The organism is Halosimplex rubrum (assembly GCF_013415885.1).
In the GTDB taxonomy this organism is placed as follows: Archaea; Halobacteriota; Halobacteria; order Halobacteriales; family Haloarculaceae; genus Halosimplex; species Halosimplex rubrum.
In genome coordinates this window covers 3,598,080-3,615,158 of sequence record NZ_CP058910.1, presented here as the reverse complement: position 1 = coordinate 3,615,158, position 17,079 = coordinate 3,598,080, and the positions used below count along the sequence as shown (strand labels likewise).

The window sequence follows — 17,079 nt, the reverse complement described above, 5'->3', positions numbered from 1 at the left end:
CATCCTTATCTGAACACCGCCCCGGTGGAGATGCGACCCGTTTAGTCACAGGAGCCCGAACGACCGCTATGACAGAGATCGGAGTCGTCGGCGCGGGCGCGGCGGCCGCGGCCGCGGCGTACGTGCTCGACGGGGCGGTCCCGTCGGCCGAGGTGACGGTGCTGGAGAAGTCCCGGGGCGTCTGCGGTCGCGCGGCGACGCGCCGCCGGGACGACGTGACCTACGATTACGGCGCCAACTACGTCAAGAGCGACGACGACCGCGTCGTCGAACTGTTGACCGAGACGCTCGATTCGGAGGGGCTGGTCGACGTGGCCGAGCCGGTCTACACCTTCGATTCGGCGGGCGCGGTCTCCGAGGGTCGCGACGCCGACGACCACAAGTGGAGCTACCGCGCGGGCCTGACCCAGATCGCCAAGCGACTGCTCGGCGAGACCGACGCGACCGTGGCGAACTCGACCAGAGCCGAGACGCTCGTGCGCGACGGCGAGCGCTGGCGCGTCGTCGACACCGACGGCGGGGAGTGGGGGCCGTTCGACGCGCTCCTGCTCAATCCGCCGGCACCGCAGAGCGCCGAGCTCCTGCGCGACGCCGAGTGGGAGAGCCGGGCCCGGCGGGACCTCACCGAGGCGGCCGAGGCCGTCCCCTACCGCACCATCTGGACGGCGGTACTGGGCTACGAGTTCGAACTCGACCGGCCCTACTACGCGCTGGTCAACCCGGATCGGGACCACCAGATCGGCTGGATCGCCCGCGAGGAGTGCAAGGCGGGCCACGTCCCCGACGGCGAGTCGGTGCTGGTGGTGCAGGCCAACCCCGAGTGGTCGGTCGAGCGCTACGACGACGACCCGGCGGAGAACGTGGCCGACCTGGCGCAACTGACCGCGGACGTGCTCGACGACGAGCGGCTGGCCGACCCCGAGTGGACCGACCACCAGGGGTGGCGCTACGCGCTCCCGGACGAGGGCGTCCGGCAGGGCGCGGTCGACGGGGTCGCGGACGCGGATCTCTACCCGCTCGGCGACTGGGTGGCCGGCGAGGCGCGCCTGCACGCCGCGCTCCGGAACGGCCTGGACACCGGCGAGCGGGTCGCCTACTCGCTGGAGTAGCGGGCGGGTGCGACGGGGGGCGGCCGCCGCGGTCAGGACGCGGTCGACCCGGCCCCTCGGCGGTCGCTCGATCCCGCCTGTACGCGGTAGAGGCCGACCGTGATCGCCGCGGCGACGGCGAACCCGGCGACCGACTGGGCCCACGTGTGGGCCTCGACCAGGACGCGCGTCGGGACCATCAGGACCGGGACGGCGAGCAGGGGCGCGTACCGGCGGTCGACGAGCGTCAGGTACAGCGTCGGCGCCAGCGCGAGGATGACGTGCCCGGAGATGTCCCAGACGGGCGCGAGGGCGGCGTAGGGGACCGTGACGGCCGCGAACGTCACCATCGCCGGGGGGACGATCGGCCCCCACTCGTAGCGGCGCCAGAGCAACCAGGTGACGCCGGCGGCGATCAGCACGCCGGCGGCGACCATCTCGTCGAGCCGCCAGCTGCTCCCGCCGACCGCCCGGCCGAGCCCGCCGCGGAACGCGAGGAAGAAGACCGCCGTCGGGACGAGCGCGAGGGCGCCGGCGCCGAGGAAGGCGCCGACGCGGCGCCACAGGGCGGTCCGGTCGGCCCCCCGCTCGCGCCACTCGTGGTAGATCAGTAGCAGGCTCCCGACGCCGAGGACGGTGATCGGGTGGAAGACGTACCCGTACAGGTCGATCGCCCGGCCGAGCGCCGACATGGCGGGCGGATAGGCCATCGTGCCGGATAGTCGACCGGCCGGCATTCGCCACGTGTCGCCCGCCGCCGCGTATCGCTGGGACTCGCGACGGTCGCCTCAGGCGGTGGCAGTCGAGGCGTTCGGCCCGCCGAGGAAGGCGGGCGGGGCGACCAGTCCGGCGCCGAGCGCGACGGTGAGTGCGAACACGGCCGTCGGCGAGGGGTCGGCGATCAGGGCGACGCAGCCCAGCCCGGCGAGGACCGGGAGGAGGCCGCCGACGAGCGCCACTCGCCACAGCGGCCGCTCGACGGTCGTCCCGTCGCCGGCGAGTTCCCAGGCGACGGCGGCGCCGACCGCGAGGCCGAGGAGGCCGACCCCGTCGCGGCCGGCGCCGCTGACCGCCACGGCGAGGAGAGCGACGGCGATCGCGAGCAGGAAGGCGAGCCGGGGGTCGCGACCGGTGAGTCCGAACGCGACCACGAGGAAGACGTCGCCGAAGACGATCCCGGCGAGCACGTCGCGGACGAAGTGGACGCCGAGGACCACCCGCGAGAGCGCGATCAGGGAGACGAGGCCGGCGGCCGCGGCGCGGCGAAGGCGTACTTGAGCGCGGTCAGCATCGCCATCCCGCCGACGACGACGCCGATGGCGTGAGCGCCGCGCTCGCGGTCGACGAACCAGTAGTCGAGGGCGAACGCGACCAGGAAGACGCCGAGGTTGCCGAGCCGCGTGATCCCGTGGAACACGGGCACGAGCCACGATGGCATGGCCGCGCGGACGGCGTCGCCGAGCGTCTGAAGGATGACACTGCCGGGCATCGTCTCCTCTGGGGCCCGGCACTACTTGGACGTGCGGCCGGACATCGCCGGCACGGCGGTCTGCCCGGAAACTCCCACGGGCGACGCGGCCGTGCTCTCGTCGCCGCTCAGACGCCGCGCCGGTCGGCGCTGTCGTCGGGCGGGGCCGTCCCGCGTTCGACGCGGCGGTGTTCCTCGCGCTCGGGCGGCGCGAGGTGTCGACGGTGCCACTCCGTCAGGAGCCCCTCGGCGTCGTGTATCCAGCGCTCGTCGCGGTCCACGTCGAGCGCCAGGTCGTACTCGCGCTCCTCGACGACGTCGGCGTCGCCGGCGCGGTCCTCCTCGCGCGGCTCCTCGGCGACGAGATAGCGCTCCTCGACGTGTACGTCCGCGCGGTCGTCGGACGCGGCGGCGGTGACGGCGAACTCGCGTTCGAGCACGTGGACCCGGTCGGTGTCGTCGGCGAAGGTGTGCGAGCCGAAGAAGGCGGCGTCCTCGTCGGCGTCGTCGACGAGATTGCGCCGCTGGAACGCCGTCGCCTCGTGGTCGAACCCGGGCGGCAGGAGGTGCTCGGCGGTCGGGTCGTCGGGGTCGTGGTCGGGCGTGTCCATGTGTTCGCGGGCGAACGAGGAGAGCCAGCCCCAGCCGTGGTCCTCGCCGACGTCGACGAGGTGGTCGCCAAGCGTCTCCCGCTCGACGGCGGTCTCGTCGTCGACGACGACCCGGTCGTTCTCGTGGTCGTAGCGGCCGCGATGGAGCGTCTCGGACTCGGGCGCGTAGACGTAGGCGGCGCCACCGGAACCGGCCCGGGTGCCGCCGACCCACTCCACGTCGTCGAGCTGTCGGCCGTCGTCGTCCGGTGTCGCTCGCTCGACGGTCAGGTCGGCGGCGGCGTCGTAGCGCCTGACCGGCCAGTCGTCGAACCGCGGGTCCGTGGCGGATTCGGGCTCGGCGTTGCTGTCGGGATCTGGCATCGGTCCGACCAATAGGGAACTCGCGGAGAAAGGAAACAGGCCCCTATCGAGGGGACGACGCGGGGCCGGCGCGGCGCCGACCGGAGGCCGCCCCGGAGCTGCGGAGTACCGCGACCTTACCGCGCTCTCGCGGGCGGTCACGTCGCCGACGGCTGATCGGTCGAGGCGTCGTCGGCCGTCGCGGCGACGGCGGCGTCGGCGTACCACAGCACGGAGAAGTCCTGCGGGCTCGGCAGCGCGCAGGCCATCCACCCGACGGCGGCGAAGCCGACGAGGCCGTCGGTCGCGAACGGGTCGGCGACGACGCCGAGCGGGACGAGCGCGAGCGGGGCGGCGAGCGCGAGCGGCATCATCGCCGAGCACCGCAGGACCCAGGCGGGCGTCTCCGCGGTCGCGCGCGGTCTGACCGCGGCCCAGCGTCCGCGGAGGCCGGCGCCGAGGACCCCGGTGTCGTCGCCGGGGAACCAGTCGATGCGGTAGGCCACGCCCGCGGCGCGCAGGACGACCGCGTGGGCGAGTTCGTGCGCGACGAGGCCGAGACTGACCGCGAGGACGAGCACGGCGACGGCCGCGGCGATCTCGATAGGCGTCATCTACTCGGGGTACGTTGGTCGTACCGGACCGGTAATCGACTATCAATCTATCGGTCGAACGCGCCGACAGGAACGAGCCGATCGGGTCGCCGACGGCGCCGAGTACGCCGAGACCGATCGCCCGGAGGGCGACCGAAGTAGCTCGGCGGACCGGCTATCGCGAGTCGGCGACTGTTCAGTCCGAGCCCCGAAACGAACGGATGGCCGACGACTCCGAAGCGGAGGAGGACGACGGCCAGAGCGACGAGAGCGGGTAGCGGGTCAACTGGGGGCCGCCGAGCGGGCGAGGCTCGTCGCGTCCGCTCCGGATCGGGTCCCCGTCGCGTTCGATATCTCGTAGTCGGTGTAGGTGACGAGGACGGTCACGTCCTCGCCGGTGCGGTCCGATATCTGTCGGGCGAGTTCGTTCGGGAGCGACGGGTACGACTCGTCCGACCGCCGCGTGAGGCTGACCGAGACGGTCGTTGGGTTCCGAACGGGGCTGGCGCCGGCGTACTGGACGGTGACGCCGCGGAGCGAGAGGGGGCCGTACTCCTCGTCGGAGATTACGTCCGAGGTCGCCTGCGTGACGGCGTACTCGAAGCGGACGTGCTGGGCCGACCCGACGAGGACGACGGCGACGACGGCCGCGACCGCGAGGACGGTCGCGGCGAACCGGGCCTTCTCGGCGGTCGACTCGAGGTCGATGAACGACCCGCCGGCCTCCTCGGGGCGGTAGCCGAGATAGCGCAACATGAGATAGGCCCCGGCGTTGACGGCGACGATGGTCAGCCCGAGCAGCACGAGCGCGCCGAGCGCGACGCTCGCGGCGCCCCAGGCGACGCCGATCCCGACGACTGCGGCCGTCGGGACCAGGGCGGCGGCGACCATCACGCCGACGATGCTGACGTTGCCCTTCGTCGTCAGCCCGAAGGCGCCCGCCGCGCCGGCGGCGAGCCCGACGACGACCGAGAGCAGTCCCGGCGAGAGCCGCACCGCGAACAGGTCGACCGTCGTCACGTCGAGCGTCACCGAGACGATCTCGAGGTTCCGGATGAGGAGGCTCGCGGCGACGGCGCCGACGACGGCGACGCCCAGCCCGACCGCCTGCTGGCGGAGGCTGTCGGCGACCATCGGTCGGTCGCTGCGGACCGCGCCGATACTCGCGGCGAGCATCGGCGCGACCAGCGGCGCGAGCACCATCGACCCGACGAGGACGGCGGGCGATCCGATGAGCAGCCCGGCGGTCGCGATGACGGTGCTGAGCAGCATCAGCCAGACGTACGACTGGGTGTTCGGGCGCATGTCTCGGGCCTTCGCCCGGAGCGTCTCGGGGGCGATCCGGTTGGGCGTCTCCGCCCAGTGGCGCTGGACCGCGTCCATCCCCTCGAAGGTCGCGAACTCGGCCTCCGTCGAGACGGTGTAGGTGCTCCGTTCGTAGCCGGCCTCCTGGAGGTCGTCCAGCACGCGCTCGACGGCGTCGGCCGGGATCACGACGGTGACGAGGGCGTGGCCCTCCTTCGCGCCGTCGCCCTCGGCGACGGTGTAGCCGAGGTCGTGCCCGTCGAGGACCTCCCGGATCGCCGCGCGCTGCTCGGCGGGCACCGACAGCTGAAGCAACCGCATGGTCGCCGTTGGATCGGCCGCCTGAAAAGCCCATAGCCGGCGCTCGCGCGGGTCTTCGGCCCCGTTTTCGGCCGTGGGACCCGATCGGTTTCCGCCGCCGACCGGGAGCGGCTTCCGCGAAACCAACCTCTAAGCGAGCGGCGACCGATCGGTCGATATGGAGTACAGACGACTCGGAGCGACCGGCCTGCAGGTGTCGCCGGTCTGTCTCGGCACGTGGCGCTTCGGCAAGGCCCACGACGGCGTCGTCGAGACCGACCGCGAGGACGCCCACGAACTGCTCGACGCCTACGCCGAGCGCGGGGGCAACTTCGTCGACACCGCCAACGGCTACGGCGGCGGCGACTCCGAACGCTGGATCGGCGAGTGGCTCGAAGACGAGGACCGCGAGGACTACGTGATCGCCTCGAAGTGCTTCTGGTCGACAGTGTCGAGATTCCAGGAGAACCTCTCGAAGAAGAACGTCCGCGCGGAGGTCGAGGGCTCGCTGGACCGACTGGGCACCGACTACCTCGATATCCTCTATCTCCACCGCTTCGACGACGAGACGCCCATCGAACACACCCTGCGCGCCGTCGACGACCTCGTCAGCGAGGGGAAAGTCCACTACGTCGGTATCTCGACCTGTGACGCCTGGAAGCTCACGAAGGGCCTGTGGCAGGCCGACGTGAACAACTACGAGGCCTTCTCGGTCACCCAGCCGCTCTTTCACGCCGCCTACTACGAGGACGTGGCCGAGTATCTCGACGTCTGCGCCGATCAAAATCTCGCGGTCTGCCCGTACTCGCCGCTGGCGGGCGGCTTTCTCACCGGCAAGTACGAGCGCGTCGGCGACGGCACCTACGACCTCGACGCGGACGAGGGGACCCGTGGGGATCTGGACCCGATGTTCGAGGACTGGTACGTCTCCGAGCGCGGCTGGCACGTCCTCGACGCGGTGCGCGAGGTGGCCGACGAAGTGGACGCATCACCGGCGCAGGTCGCGCTCCGGTGGCTGATGGACCAGCCCGACTTCGACTGCGTGCCCATCGTCGGCGCTCGAACGGTGGAGCAACTCGACGAGAACCTCGGCGCTATCGACGTAGAACTGTCCGACGAGCAGTTCGACCGCATCTTCGAGGCACGCTACGACGACGAGGGCGACCTGTACCGGACGAACGCCTGAGGGCAGCCGTGGCCGGATTGTCTGCGTTTTGACCGCTTTCGGGCGGAGGACTGGTGGTAAGATGTTGGGTGGACGCTTCTCAGTGCTGGGTAGTCATAGCCGTCCTTTCCCTCTTGATGAACCTCTAAAGAGCGGTTCAACACCGTTCTGCCTTCGTGGGGGGCTACTCCACGAAAGCACGCAGGGCGATCAGTCGGGCATTCGCTCAAAATAGCGTGTAGTGAGGAGAGTCTCTACGGAGGCAACTGTTTCAGTTTCGACGGGAGTAGAAATGACGGAATCAACGGTTCTCCGTGCTTGAACGCGGATATACATTCCAAAGTATCGCAACTACTCCGCCAAGAAAGATCAGACAGCCAAGACCGATCATCAGATACATCAGACCGAACTGGCTGAACGGAGGGCCGCCGTGCGAGTCCACCGTTGTGCTTGTCGGAAGTGCTGTCGTTGTCCTAGTCTCGATATCGGTCTGAGTCAGTGTTTCAGTAGTGTTCTCGGCCGACAGTGGCTGACCCTGATAAGCTAGCTGAGCAACACCAAGCCCGGTGGAAAGAGGAGACAGTGAAACGAGTGCTACGATACCGACCGAGTATAGCACAGTCATTCGAGACACAAACAAACCTCCTCTCCGATTTGACATATGTCTTGTCCACTCCGGCAACTCCGCCTCTGGGTGTGGAACCATATCTACACCACATGAGACGACTCGTCGAATATCCTTCTCAGACTGGCTATTCGTCCATCCGTGGTTTCAGTTCGAGTTTCTGTGAAACGAAGTCGAGCGATGGTAATCACACCCGACGGCAGGTGTCCAAAGCCCTCGGCGCGCTCACGCACGGGGAGCGGAACGACCCGTGCGCGTGTTCCGCTCAGACGACTCCCTGCGCGAGCGCGCCTCGCCCTTTCAGTCCACCAGAACCGCGACGGATATGAAACAGCAGATCGACCCACACAGCACCACAGACGACCACGAGCCTCCCCAGCCGATTCCTTCGCTCGCTTCACTCGCTCAGTCATCCCTCGCGCGGCTATTTCGAGCGGCCCGCCACGAGACGGGCACGCTCGACAGCGCGCGCCACCGCAACGATTCACTGCAACCTCCGTACCGAACGCGGGCGCGGGTCCCAGTCCGCAGGCTTATCCGTCGGCCACCGTTTCGGACGGTATGGCTATCTCACAAGGCGACACGGTCACGATCGAGTACACAGGGCGACTGGACGACGGCAGCGTCTTCGACACGTCGCTGGAGTCCGTCGCGGAAGCGGAGGGCCTCGCCGCGGACCAGCCCGACCGCGACTACCAGCCGCTCACCGTCGAGATCGGCTCGGGCCGCATCATCGAGGGCCTCGAGGACGGCCTGGTCGGCATGGAGGCCGGCGAGGAGGACACCGTCGAGATCGAGCCCGAGCAGGCCTACGGCGAGCGCACCGACGACCGCGTCGTCGAGTACGAGGCCGACGAGTTCGCGGAGATGCTCGGCGGCCGCGAGGTCGAGGAAGGGCTGGAGATCCAGACCGAGGAGGGCCTGCCGGGCGAGGTCGTCGACGCCGACGACGAGACGGTCACCGTCGACTTCAACCACGAACTCGCCGGCGAGGCGCTCACCTTCGAGGTCGAGGTCGTCGCCGTCGAGTGACGGCCCGTCCGTCGCGGACCGCCGGTCGACCGTTCGGCCGGCGACCCTTCGAATAAATCCCCCCATTATCGACGTTATACGGAGAATAACTACGGAACGGGGTGTGGTAGGGGAGAGCATGGCCGGGACCGACGACCGGGGACTCCGGGGGGGACCGCTCGGCACGTGCCCGAACTGCGACGTGATGATCCCGCCGGCGAACCTGTTGATCCGCTACGAATCGGAGGGCGACTGGCCCAGGCTCTTCGCCGAGTGTCCCGACTGCGAGGACCCGGTGCATCCGGAGTGAGCGCCGTGGGGCTGTTCGCTTCCCTCGTCACGCGGGCCGAACCCGAGACCGTCGTCGCGGAGTGTCGGCGCTGTGGCACCACCGTCGACGCCGACACGTCCGTCTGCGCGACCTGCGGCTCCGAGGACATCGTCCGGTACGACATCGACTGACCGCTCGACCGACCCGAGACTCGGGTCGGCCGAAGCCCGGCCACCGAAACCCATCGGTCCCGTTTCTCCGCCCCGCGCTCAGCCGTCGAACGCCTCGACGAACGACTCGGTCGCGTCGCGCCACGCCGCGATTATCTCGCCGTCGTTCTCGCTGTCGGCGTCGTCGATGGCGTCGCGCCGCCGCAGGTCGTCGATGGTCCGCTCGACGCCCTCGCGGAAGCTGACCGTGTACTCGAAGTCCAGATCCCGTTTGGCCTTGCTGTTGTCGAACACCGTCGAGTACTGGAAGTGGTCGACCAGCGGGTCCGTCCGGTCGGGGACGGCCTCGACCAGTTTGTCCGTCGGGATGTACACCAGCTCGGGCTCGGGCGCGTCCATGGCCTCGGCGACGTACTCGTGATACTGGTTCCAGGAGATGACCTCCTCGCTGGTGACGTGGTAGGCCTCGCCGTAGGCGGTCTCGTTGCCGATCGCCTCGACGAACGCTCCGGCCACGTCGTCGCGGTGACAGGGGCCCCACAGCGTCGCGCCGTCGCCGTGGACGATTATCGGCTCGCCCGTCCGCACGCGGTCGAGGTAGTAGGTGCCCCAGCCCATCGTGTGGATGACCGGCCCGCCCTCGCCGTAGGTGCTCCACGGGCGGATCACGGTCGTCTCGAAGGCGTCGCCGCCCGCCTCGAAGAAGATGTCCTCGCAGTCGGCCTTGTCGGCGCCGTAGTCGCTGACCGGCGGGTGGCGGGCCGCCTCCTCCGTCGCGGGGTTGGCGTCCAGCGGCCGGTGGTACACGTCGACCGTCGAGCAGAACACGAACTGCTCGACGCCGGCGAACGCCTCGACGGCGCTCTCGGCCTGCTCCGGCGAGAAACACACCATATCGATCACGACTTCGGGGTCGACTTCCTCGGCGACCTCGGCGAGGCGCTCGTCGTCGTTACGGTCCCCGTGGACGTGCGCGACCGCCTCGGGGAGGTCGGCGTCGGTCTCTCCGCGGTGGAAGGCGGTCACGTCGTGGCCCGCGTCGACCGCCTGGCGCGCGATGCCGGTGCTTATCAGTCCCGTCCCGCCGATGATGAGAACGTCCATGGCCCACCCATGGCGACAGTGCGGATAAAACGTCGCCTCGCGGAAGCCTCCGCCGCGTCGGTCTCGTCGTCACTGGCCGTACCCGCCGCGTCCCGGCCGGTCCTTCCCCCGACGGAACGCTTTTGCCGGAGTCGAACGTCCTCCGGTCCATGTCTCGCGACTACGATATCGGCGTTCAGAGCGTCGTCTTCCGCGACTTCTCGCTCGACGACCTGCTCGCAGAACTCGACGAGACCGGCGTGACCCACCTCGAACTGTGGGGCCACCACCTCGCGCCGGACCACGACGACGCGACGGTCGCGGCGGGACTCGACGCCCTCGACGCCGCCGACGTGTCGGTCTGTGGCTACGGCGTCGTCGACCTCGAATCGCCCGACGAGGCCCGCGAGCACGCCGCCTTCGCCGACCGCCTCGGCGCGGACTACCTCACGGTCAACTACCCGCCCGCCGCCGATGCGATCACCGAGGAACTGATCCAGGTGGCCGAGGCGTTCGCCCTCGATATCGGCATCCACAACTACTCCTCGGTCCACCACGACGACCTCTCGCGGGTCTTCTCGACTATCGACGACGCCCGCGGCGTCCTCGACCGCTACGACCACGACCGCCTGGGCCTCTGCGTCGACACCGGTCACTTCCTCGTCGAGGACGTGCGCCCCGACGAGGTCGTCCGCGACTTGGGCGACCGGATCGTCGCCTGCCACCTCAAGGACACCTCCGAGGCCGAGATCGAGGACGTACCCGGCGCCGGGCGGCTCGACGTGGCCTCGTTCGTCGACCTGCTCGACGACCACGCCGAGTTGACCGCGCCGCTGGTGATCGAGTACGAACTTCCCCAGGACCGCGCGACCGACGCCCTCCGCGAGGCCGTCGAGACCGTCCAGCACGCGCTCGACGGTTGACACCCCCGAGTCGGGATCGTTCGAACGGTCTCCGGCGATTAAAACCGCCTGAAATCGGCCAAAATCGGGCTAGCGACGATCCCGGTTTAGGAGGCTGGCGCCCTCTCCCTCGGTCGTGACCGCATCGACCCGGGTCCCGGACGAGCCGCCGATCGCGCACATCAGTATCGACGACGACGAAGCCGCCACGGACGCGCTGTTCAGGGCCGCCCGGCGCGCCCACCTCGACCTCGACGAGGTCGAGCGGTTGCACGACCAGATAGACGCCGGTGCGCTCGACAGCCTCCTCTCGCACCACCGGCGGAGCGACGCCGACGGCGAGTTCACCCTCGTCGCCGACCTGTGGGACCACACGTTCGTCGTCCGCCCCGAGGCCGTCGAGGTCTACCCCTGACGGCCGGGTCGCGACGCCCGTCGCTCGCCGACCCGTCGCCCGCCGCCCCCGCCGCCCGCTCGCCTCGCTTCCCGGAGCGTAAGGTGTTTGCGGCGGCCCCGCCTGGAAGCGAGTATGAGCCTCGACGATCTGCAGGACGACGTGCAGGGCGAGTACAGCGACCTCGACGGGGAGCTGTCGGTCGGCACCGACCGCGAGACCCGCAACGAACTCGCCATGCTGCTGGCCGCGCTGGACACCGACGACCCCGACGAACTCGTCCGCAGGGGCGTCCACATGCTGTTCCAGTCCGCCGTCGAGACCGGGAACCTGGACTTCCACCTCCGAACCGAGTACGACGTGACCTACGACGAGTACCTCTCGGGGATGACCTTCGAGGAGATGGCCGGCGGTGCCGACCTCCCCCAGACCGGCACCGGCGACCCCGACGACCGGCGGTATCAGTTCTAGGACCCACTTTTTCCTGCCGGGGGTATCCTCGTGCGCCTACGGCGCACTGCGGGTACCCCCGGAGCAAAAACTTAGGGAAAAAGCCGGCCGCTCACTTCGTTCGCGGCCGGTGAATCGCGCTCGCTCCGCTCGCACGAATGCTAATTCTAGAGAATTCACCAACTGGCCGGTATCGCTGTAAAGCGAATCAGTCTGGCTCCTGTACGCAATTCTATTAGATCTTAGATACTGTTACTCGGGATACCCGTGGATTTCCCGGGTTCCGAGCGGCGTCAGGCCGCGTCGCCGATCGCGTCGGTCAACAGGTCGACGCCCAGTCCGATTTCCCGGTCGGTCACGTCCAGCGGGGGGAGCACGCGCAGCGTCTTGTGCCCACAGCCGAGCGTCAGTAGTCCGTGCTGGAGCGCGGCCGCCTGCACGTCGTCGCGTCGCTCCTTCGAGTCGAACTCGACGGCGAGCAGGAGGCCCTTGCCACGCACGTCGACTACGGGGTCCAGATCGGCGTCGCGCATCGCTTCCGTGAACTGCCGGCCGCGGACGACGGCGTTGTCCATCAGGTCGTAGTCGTCGATCACGTCCAGCGTGAGCGCGCCCTGCAGCGCCGAGACGATGTCGCCGGCGCCCCACGTCGAGGACAGGCGGCTGGTCTGCTCGGGGAACACCTCCTCGCTGGCGATGGTCGCGCCGACGCGCAGCCCCTTGGCGCTCGCGATCACGTCGGGGTCGAACGGGTAGTGGTCCGACGCCCAGAACTCGCCGGTGCGACCCACGCCGGACTGGATCTCGTCGGCGACGAGCGTCAGGTCGTGCTCCTCGCACAGGTCGGCGATCTCCGCGGCGAACGCGTCGCTCGGGAAGCGATAGCCCCCCTCGCCCTGGACGGGTTCTATGATGAGGTACGCCACGTCGTCGGGGTGGACGGCGCCGCGCTCGGGGTCGAGCAGTTTCCGCAACTGGGAGCCCTCGCCGGTGAAGAACCCGCAGGAACAGGAGTCGGCGTCGCAGGTCCGGTCGTCGCAGAAGGGCACGTCGTGGACTTTCGAGATCTCGGGGAACTCGCGGCGGTAGACGGACTTCGAGCGGTTGAGCGAGAGCGCGCCGAGGGTGCGGCCGTGGAAGGCGCCGCGGAAGGTGATCCCGTAGTCGGCGCCGGTGTGGTCGTAGGAGATCTTGATGGCGTTCTCGACGGCTTCCGCTCCCGAGTTCGAGAGGAAGACGGTGTCCATGCCGTAGTGGTCGCTGCGGTCGGTCAGCCGGTCCATCAGGTCCGCGGGCGTCGGGAACGGGTGGTCGCCCAGCTCGCCGCTGGCGACGTAGAAGTCCTGGCCGGCGATCTTCATGGGGTCGACGAGGTCGAACCCCTCCATGCGTTCCATCAGTTTCGGGTTGTTGTATCCGAGCGGCGAGGCGGCGACGTGGCTGGTGAAGTCCATGAGGACGTTGCCGTCGACGTCGGTGCAGAACGGTCCTTCGGCGGGTTCGGTGTAGTCCCAGACGAACTCGTAGACGTAGGTGCTCGGGGCGGCCGACTCGTGGTGGTACTCGACCCACTCCCGGGCGCGCTCGCCGGGGATCGACGACACCTCGGGTTCCGCCGTGTCCCTGTCCATGCCGGCACTGAAGCACAGTCGATAGTTAAGTGATCTGACCGTCCTCGGCGGTTCTGCGGATCGAACGGACGCGTTCACATCGTCGCCGCGGCCGTGACGGCTCCGGCGGCGACCAGCAGGACGGTGCTGACGACCGCGGTCCTGACGGCGAACTCCCGGTCGGGGCCGGCGAAGGTGAGTCCGGCCTTGACGACGATGCTGGAGGCCGTGGCGAGGAGGATGGCGAAGACGGCGGCCTCGCCGGAGAGGCCGCCGCCGCGGTAGAGGATCACCGCGGAGGTCGTCGCGCCCGCGCTGGAGACGAGTCCGGTCAGCGCGGCGGTCACGTAGAAGCCCAGCCGGCCGAACTCGGCGGCCGCCAGCCCGCCGGCGACGATGACGACCAGGAAGAGACCGCCGAAGCTCAGGACGTTCCGCAGCGAGAAGGGGCTCTCCAGGTCCATCTCCAGATTCTCCGTCCAGTCGGCCGTGTAGCCGGCGATGGCGACGCTCCCGACGATCACCGCCCCCAGCGGGACGACCGCGCCGAGCAACAGCCCGGTCTCGAAGGTGAACACGAGGGCGATGACGAGGTTGCGGGCGGCCATGGCCGCGTCGGCCAGCAGGATGGCCGCGACGGCGTAGGAGCTGACCGCCGGGCGCTGCTCGACGTGGTCGAGCATCGCGCCGACGACCGCCGTCGAGGAGGCCAGTCCGCCGAAGAAGCCGGTGACGGCGATGCCGCGGCTCCCGTAGGTCTGGACGATGGCGTAGTTGACGATGCCGATGGCGGCGACGGTGACGACCATCAGCCAGATGACCCGAGGCTCGACCTCGACTAGCAGGTCGCCGGCGCCGACCTCGTAGCTCCGGGCGGGCAGCAGCGGATAGATGACGAACGCGAGGATGGCGAACTCCGCGGCCGACCGGAGTTCGGTGCGGCTCATCCCCCAGGCGAGGCTGTGTAGCTCGCGCTTGAGCACGAGCAACAGCGCCGAGAAAACCGTCACCGTCACCGCCTCGATGGTGTAGGCCGAGGCGACGAGCGTCCCGACGGCGTAGGCGACCAGCATCGACATCGAGGTGGTCAGCGACAGACCCTCCTCTTCCGCCTCGTCGGCGAGCAGTCCTCTCACCGCCAGCAGCGTTCCCTGGACGATGACGAGGACACCGCCGACGACCACCAGCGGCGTCGACCCCAACACGGTAAATGCCGCGCCGAGCATGCTGATCAGCGAGAACGTCCGCACGCCGGCGGACTTGTGCGACCACTCCCGTTCCAGCCCGAGGAACAGGCCGAGCACGCCCGCCAGCGTGATCTGGAGGACCTCCGTGTCCAGCGGGATCGACGAGAACTGCGCGACTCCGAACACTGCCCGACGTATGCCGTTCTCGCTTATAAATAGCGTGCCGTTACCTCCGTCGGATCCGTGACCGACCTGGCCGTTTTATAACTCCTACGACGCATAGCCGGGACGATGGTGGAGTTCGAGTTCAACCCTGACTGGGGACGGATCGGCTGGACCGCCGTGGGAGCGGTCCTCGGTCTCGCTCTGCTGTGGGTGTTCTACTCGTTCGTGGGCACGTTCGTGTTCGCGCTGTTCATCTACTACTCCACGCGACGGGTCCACGGGGCGATTCGCGACCGGGTGGGCCAGCGGTCCGTCTCGGCCGCGCTGGCGCTGGTCGCGCTCGCGCTGCCGGCGGTGTTGCTCCTGCTGTACGCCACGGCCATCGGCGTCCAGGAGCTCCAGGAGTTCGCCGGCGCGACCGACCTGGGCGAGTACATCGCGATCGCCGACCCGTACGTGAACGTCACGCAGGCCGTCGAGAACCCGCGGGGCGTCTTCGAGGGCGCCGGCGGGATGGACCTGGTCGGGCCGGTGCTGAGCCAGGGAACCAGCTATCTGGGCTTCCTCGGGACCGGTCTCCTCCACCTGTTCGTCATCTTCGCGGTCGCCTTTTACCTGTTGCGCGACGACCGCAGGCTCGCCGACTGGGTGGCGGGGTTCGACGACGACGGTCCGACCGTCTTCGAGGAGTTCGCCCGCGAGGTCGACGACAGCCTGGAGATGATCTTCGCCGGCAACATCCTCAACGCCGTCGTCACGGCGACCGTCGGCGCGATCACCTACAGCGTCCTCAACGTCTTCGCGCCCCCCGAGGTCGCGGTCCCCTACGCCGCGCTGGTGGGGCTGCTGACCGGCATCGCCAGCCTGATCCCCGTCGTCGGGATGAAACTCGTCTACGTCCCCGTCACTCTCTCCCTCGCCGCGACCGCCTTCTCGGAGGGGACGGGCTGGGTGTTCGTCGGCGCCTTCGCCGTCGTGTCGTTCGTGGTCGTCGACGTGATCCCCGACCTGCTGGTCCGACCGTACGTCACCGGCGGGTCGCTCCACACGGGCAGCGTCATGTTCGCGTACATCCTCGGCCCGCTCCTGTTCGGCTGGTACGGCCTGTTCCTCGGCCCGATGATCCTCGTCTTCGTCACGCACTTCGGCCGGGTCGTCGTCCCCGCCCTGCTCGGCCGGGAGCGACCGCCGGACGCCGGCGACGTCGACGGCGGTTCGGCGACCGGGCCGTCGGGCGGTGACGAGGAGTCGGCGCTCGGGGAGTCGGAAGCGAAGAGAACGAGCGGGGGCGGCGCGGCGGCCGACTCGGACGCGGGCGGCGAAGGCGCCGATACCGGCGCGGGCGACGACACGTCCGACCGGCCCCGGTCGTCGGACGGCTAGAGGTCGACGTACTGCTCTTCCCACTCGCGGCGGGCCTCGATCTCGCGTCGGCCGCGCCGGGTGAGGCTGTAGAAGTTCGTCCGTCGGTCGCGCTGGCCCTTCTCGACGAGTCCCTTGTCGACGAGCGTGTCCAGGTTCGGATACAGCCGACCGTGGTGGATCTCCTTCTCGTAGTACTCCTCGAGTTCCTCCTTGATCGCCAGCCCGTGTGGCTCGTCCTTCCCCGCGATGACGTACAGCAAGTCACGCTGGAATCCTGTCAGGTCGTACATCGGTAATGTCCGTACGTGAGTTACTGTCGGATATTGATAAATATGTCGACTGATGAGCGTTCCTGAATATTCGAACGCCCGGATTACTTCGGCGTTACTCGCTCTCTGATTGTTAACGCCGTTGATGTGAACGGAGTAGCGGTCGTATTCGATGGATTTCAGGTATCGGTATCGAAACGTCGCTCCCGGCGGTCGTCCGGGGGTGAACCGGCCGCCGGCGCGAGCGGATACTTATCTCGGCGGAGCACCTACCGGAGGCATGGTCGAAACAGTCCTCTTCGAAGACGAGCGACGACTCACCCGGACGGACGTGGCCTCGTACCTCCGGACCATCGCCGACCGGCTGGAGACCGGCGAGCCGCTGACCCTCGAAACCGCTGCGGACTCCGTCACGGTCGACGTGCCGCGCGAGGTCGAGTTCGAGGTGAAAGTCGAGCGCGAGGGGCCGGCCGAGGCGGCCGGCGAACTCGGCCTGGAACTCGAACTCGAGTGGGACGAGGACGCCGAGACGGCCGGTGACTCGCTGTCCATCCAGTAGCGCTCGCTCGAACGGGTGTTTTCACCGCCGAGCGGTGCTGATTTTCCGGGCCCGTCCGCGAGAGCGACAGCTCCGCGGCGGTAGCTGCGAACTACCGAACACCGGCGGCTGGCGAATCGTCGTCACGAAAGGAATGGAAAGCGCCG

19 protein-coding genes are annotated in these 17,079 nt (G+C 68.9%); 10 read left to right on the top strand and 9 right to left on the bottom strand.

Annotated elements, in window-relative coordinates; genetic code table 11:
* Window positions 1–68: 68 nt before the first annotated feature.
* On the top strand, window positions 69–1,109 hold the full coding sequence (locus HZS55_RS18065) for an NAD(P)/FAD-dependent oxidoreductase (RefSeq protein ID WP_179908957.1): 1,041 nt from the start codon (window positions 69–71) through the stop codon (window positions 1,107–1,109).
* A 32-nt stretch (window positions 1,110–1,141) separates the two neighbouring features.
* On the opposite strand, the gene HZS55_RS18060 is transcribed toward HZS55_RS18065, so the two are convergent.
* The 5 genes from HZS55_RS18060 to HZS55_RS18040 form a co-directional block, all read right to left on the bottom strand.
* On the bottom strand, window positions 1,142–1,798 hold the full coding sequence (locus HZS55_RS18060) for a phosphoesterase (RefSeq protein ID WP_246308293.1): 657 nt from the start codon (window positions 1,796–1,798) through the stop codon (window positions 1,142–1,144).
* 78 nt (window positions 1,799–1,876) lie between these two features.
* Complete coding sequence (locus tag HZS55_RS18055) at window positions 1,877–2,518, bottom strand: phosphatase PAP2 family protein (RefSeq protein ID WP_179908956.1); 642 nt, start codon at window positions 2,516–2,518, stop codon at window positions 1,877–1,879.
* A 166-nt stretch (window positions 2,519–2,684) separates the two neighbouring features.
* A complete protein-coding gene (locus tag HZS55_RS18050) occupies window positions 2,685–3,530 on the bottom strand; it encodes a hypothetical protein (RefSeq protein ID WP_179908955.1) in 846 nt (281 codons plus the stop codon).
* 137 nt (window positions 3,531–3,667) lie between these two features.
* Window positions 3,668–4,123: a hypothetical protein gene (locus HZS55_RS18045; RefSeq protein WP_179908954.1), complete on the bottom strand. Its 456-nt coding sequence runs from the start codon at window positions 4,121–4,123 to the stop codon at window positions 3,668–3,670.
* 261 nt (window positions 4,124–4,384) lie between these two features.
* Window positions 4,385–5,728, bottom strand: coding sequence for a TIGR00341 family protein (locus HZS55_RS18040; protein ID WP_179908953.1), 1,344 nt, complete (start codon window positions 5,726–5,728; stop codon window positions 4,385–4,387).
* A 157-nt stretch (window positions 5,729–5,885) separates the two neighbouring features.
* On the opposite strand from HZS55_RS18040, the gene HZS55_RS18035 reads away from it, so the two are divergent.
* The 4 genes from HZS55_RS18035 to HZS55_RS18020 all read left to right on the top strand — a co-directional run bounded on the left by HZS55_RS18035 (window position 5,886) and on the right by HZS55_RS18020 (window position 8,970).
* The gene (locus tag HZS55_RS18035; RefSeq protein WP_179908952.1) at window positions 5,886–6,893 is read left to right on the top strand and encodes an aldo/keto reductase; all 1,008 of its coding nucleotides are present in this window, start codon (window positions 5,886–5,888) and stop codon (window positions 6,891–6,893) included.
* Window positions 6,894–8,058: 1,165 nt separating this feature from the next.
* Window positions 8,059–8,529, top strand: coding sequence for an FKBP-type peptidyl-prolyl cis-trans isomerase (locus tag HZS55_RS18030; RefSeq protein ID WP_179908951.1), 471 nt, complete (start codon window positions 8,059–8,061; stop codon window positions 8,527–8,529).
* A gap of 103 nt (window positions 8,530–8,632) precedes the next feature.
* A complete protein-coding gene (locus HZS55_RS18025) occupies window positions 8,633–8,818 on the top strand; it encodes a DUF7837 family putative zinc-binding protein (protein ID WP_179907695.1) in 186 nt (61 codons plus the stop codon).
* Between the two features lie 5 nt (window positions 8,819–8,823).
* Window positions 8,824–8,970 (top strand): hypothetical protein, encoded by a 147-nt coding sequence (locus tag HZS55_RS18020; protein WP_179907694.1) that lies wholly within the window; start codon window positions 8,824–8,826, stop codon window positions 8,968–8,970.
* 78 nt (window positions 8,971–9,048) lie between these two features.
* On the opposite strand, the gene HZS55_RS18015 is transcribed toward HZS55_RS18020, so the two are convergent.
* Complete coding sequence (locus HZS55_RS18015; RefSeq protein ID WP_179908950.1) at window positions 9,049–10,053, bottom strand: NAD-dependent epimerase/dehydratase family protein; 1,005 nt, start codon at window positions 10,051–10,053, stop codon at window positions 9,049–9,051.
* A gap of 149 nt (window positions 10,054–10,202) precedes the next feature.
* On the opposite strand from HZS55_RS18015, the gene HZS55_RS18010 reads away from it, so the two are divergent.
* The 3 genes from HZS55_RS18010 to HZS55_RS18000 all read left to right on the top strand — a co-directional run bounded on the left by HZS55_RS18010 (window position 10,203) and on the right by HZS55_RS18000 (window position 11,799).
* The gene (locus HZS55_RS18010; RefSeq protein WP_179908949.1) at window positions 10,203–10,955 is read left to right on the top strand and encodes a sugar phosphate isomerase/epimerase family protein; all 753 of its coding nucleotides are present in this window, start codon (window positions 10,203–10,205) and stop codon (window positions 10,953–10,955) included.
* Between the two features lie 115 nt (window positions 10,956–11,070).
* On the top strand, window positions 11,071–11,349 hold the full coding sequence (locus HZS55_RS18005) for a HalOD1 output domain-containing protein (RefSeq protein ID WP_179908948.1): 279 nt from the start codon (window positions 11,071–11,073) through the stop codon (window positions 11,347–11,349).
* 114 nt (window positions 11,350–11,463) lie between these two features.
* Window positions 11,464–11,799, top strand: a complete 336-nt coding sequence (locus HZS55_RS18000) for a hypothetical protein (RefSeq protein ID WP_179908947.1) — start codon at window positions 11,464–11,466, stop codon at window positions 11,797–11,799.
* 272 nt (window positions 11,800–12,071) lie between these two features.
* Here the strand turns inward: HZS55_RS18000 and HZS55_RS17995 are convergent, their stop codons facing one another.
* Window positions 12,072–13,409 (bottom strand): class-III pyridoxal-phosphate-dependent aminotransferase, encoded by a 1,338-nt coding sequence (locus tag HZS55_RS17995; protein ID WP_179908946.1) that lies wholly within the window; start codon window positions 13,407–13,409, stop codon window positions 12,072–12,074.
* Window positions 13,410–13,483: 74 nt separating this feature from the next.
* Window positions 13,484–14,761, bottom strand: coding sequence for an MgtC/SapB family protein (locus HZS55_RS17990; protein WP_179908945.1), 1,278 nt, complete (start codon window positions 14,759–14,761; stop codon window positions 13,484–13,486).
* Window positions 14,762–14,866: 105 nt separating this feature from the next.
* Here HZS55_RS17990 and HZS55_RS17985 point away from each other — a divergent pair, with 105 nt between their 5' ends.
* The gene (locus HZS55_RS17985) at window positions 14,867–16,123 is read left to right on the top strand and encodes an AI-2E family transporter (protein WP_179908944.1); all 1,257 of its coding nucleotides are present in this window, start codon (window positions 14,867–14,869) and stop codon (window positions 16,121–16,123) included.
* Here the strand turns inward: HZS55_RS17985 and HZS55_RS17980 are convergent.
* The gene (locus HZS55_RS17980) at window positions 16,120–16,395 is read right to left on the bottom strand and encodes a PadR family transcriptional regulator (RefSeq protein ID WP_006884027.1); all 276 of its coding nucleotides are present in this window, start codon (window positions 16,393–16,395) and stop codon (window positions 16,120–16,122) included. The two genes, HZS55_RS17985 and HZS55_RS17980, sit on opposite strands and share 4 nt — an antisense overlap.
* Window positions 16,396–16,654: 259 nt before the next feature.
* On the opposite strand from HZS55_RS17980, the gene HZS55_RS17975 reads away from it, so the two are divergent.
* Window positions 16,655–16,933, top strand: coding sequence for an amphi-Trp domain-containing protein (locus HZS55_RS17975; RefSeq protein WP_179908943.1), 279 nt, complete (start codon window positions 16,655–16,657; stop codon window positions 16,931–16,933).
* Window positions 16,934–17,079: the final 146 nt, after the last annotated feature.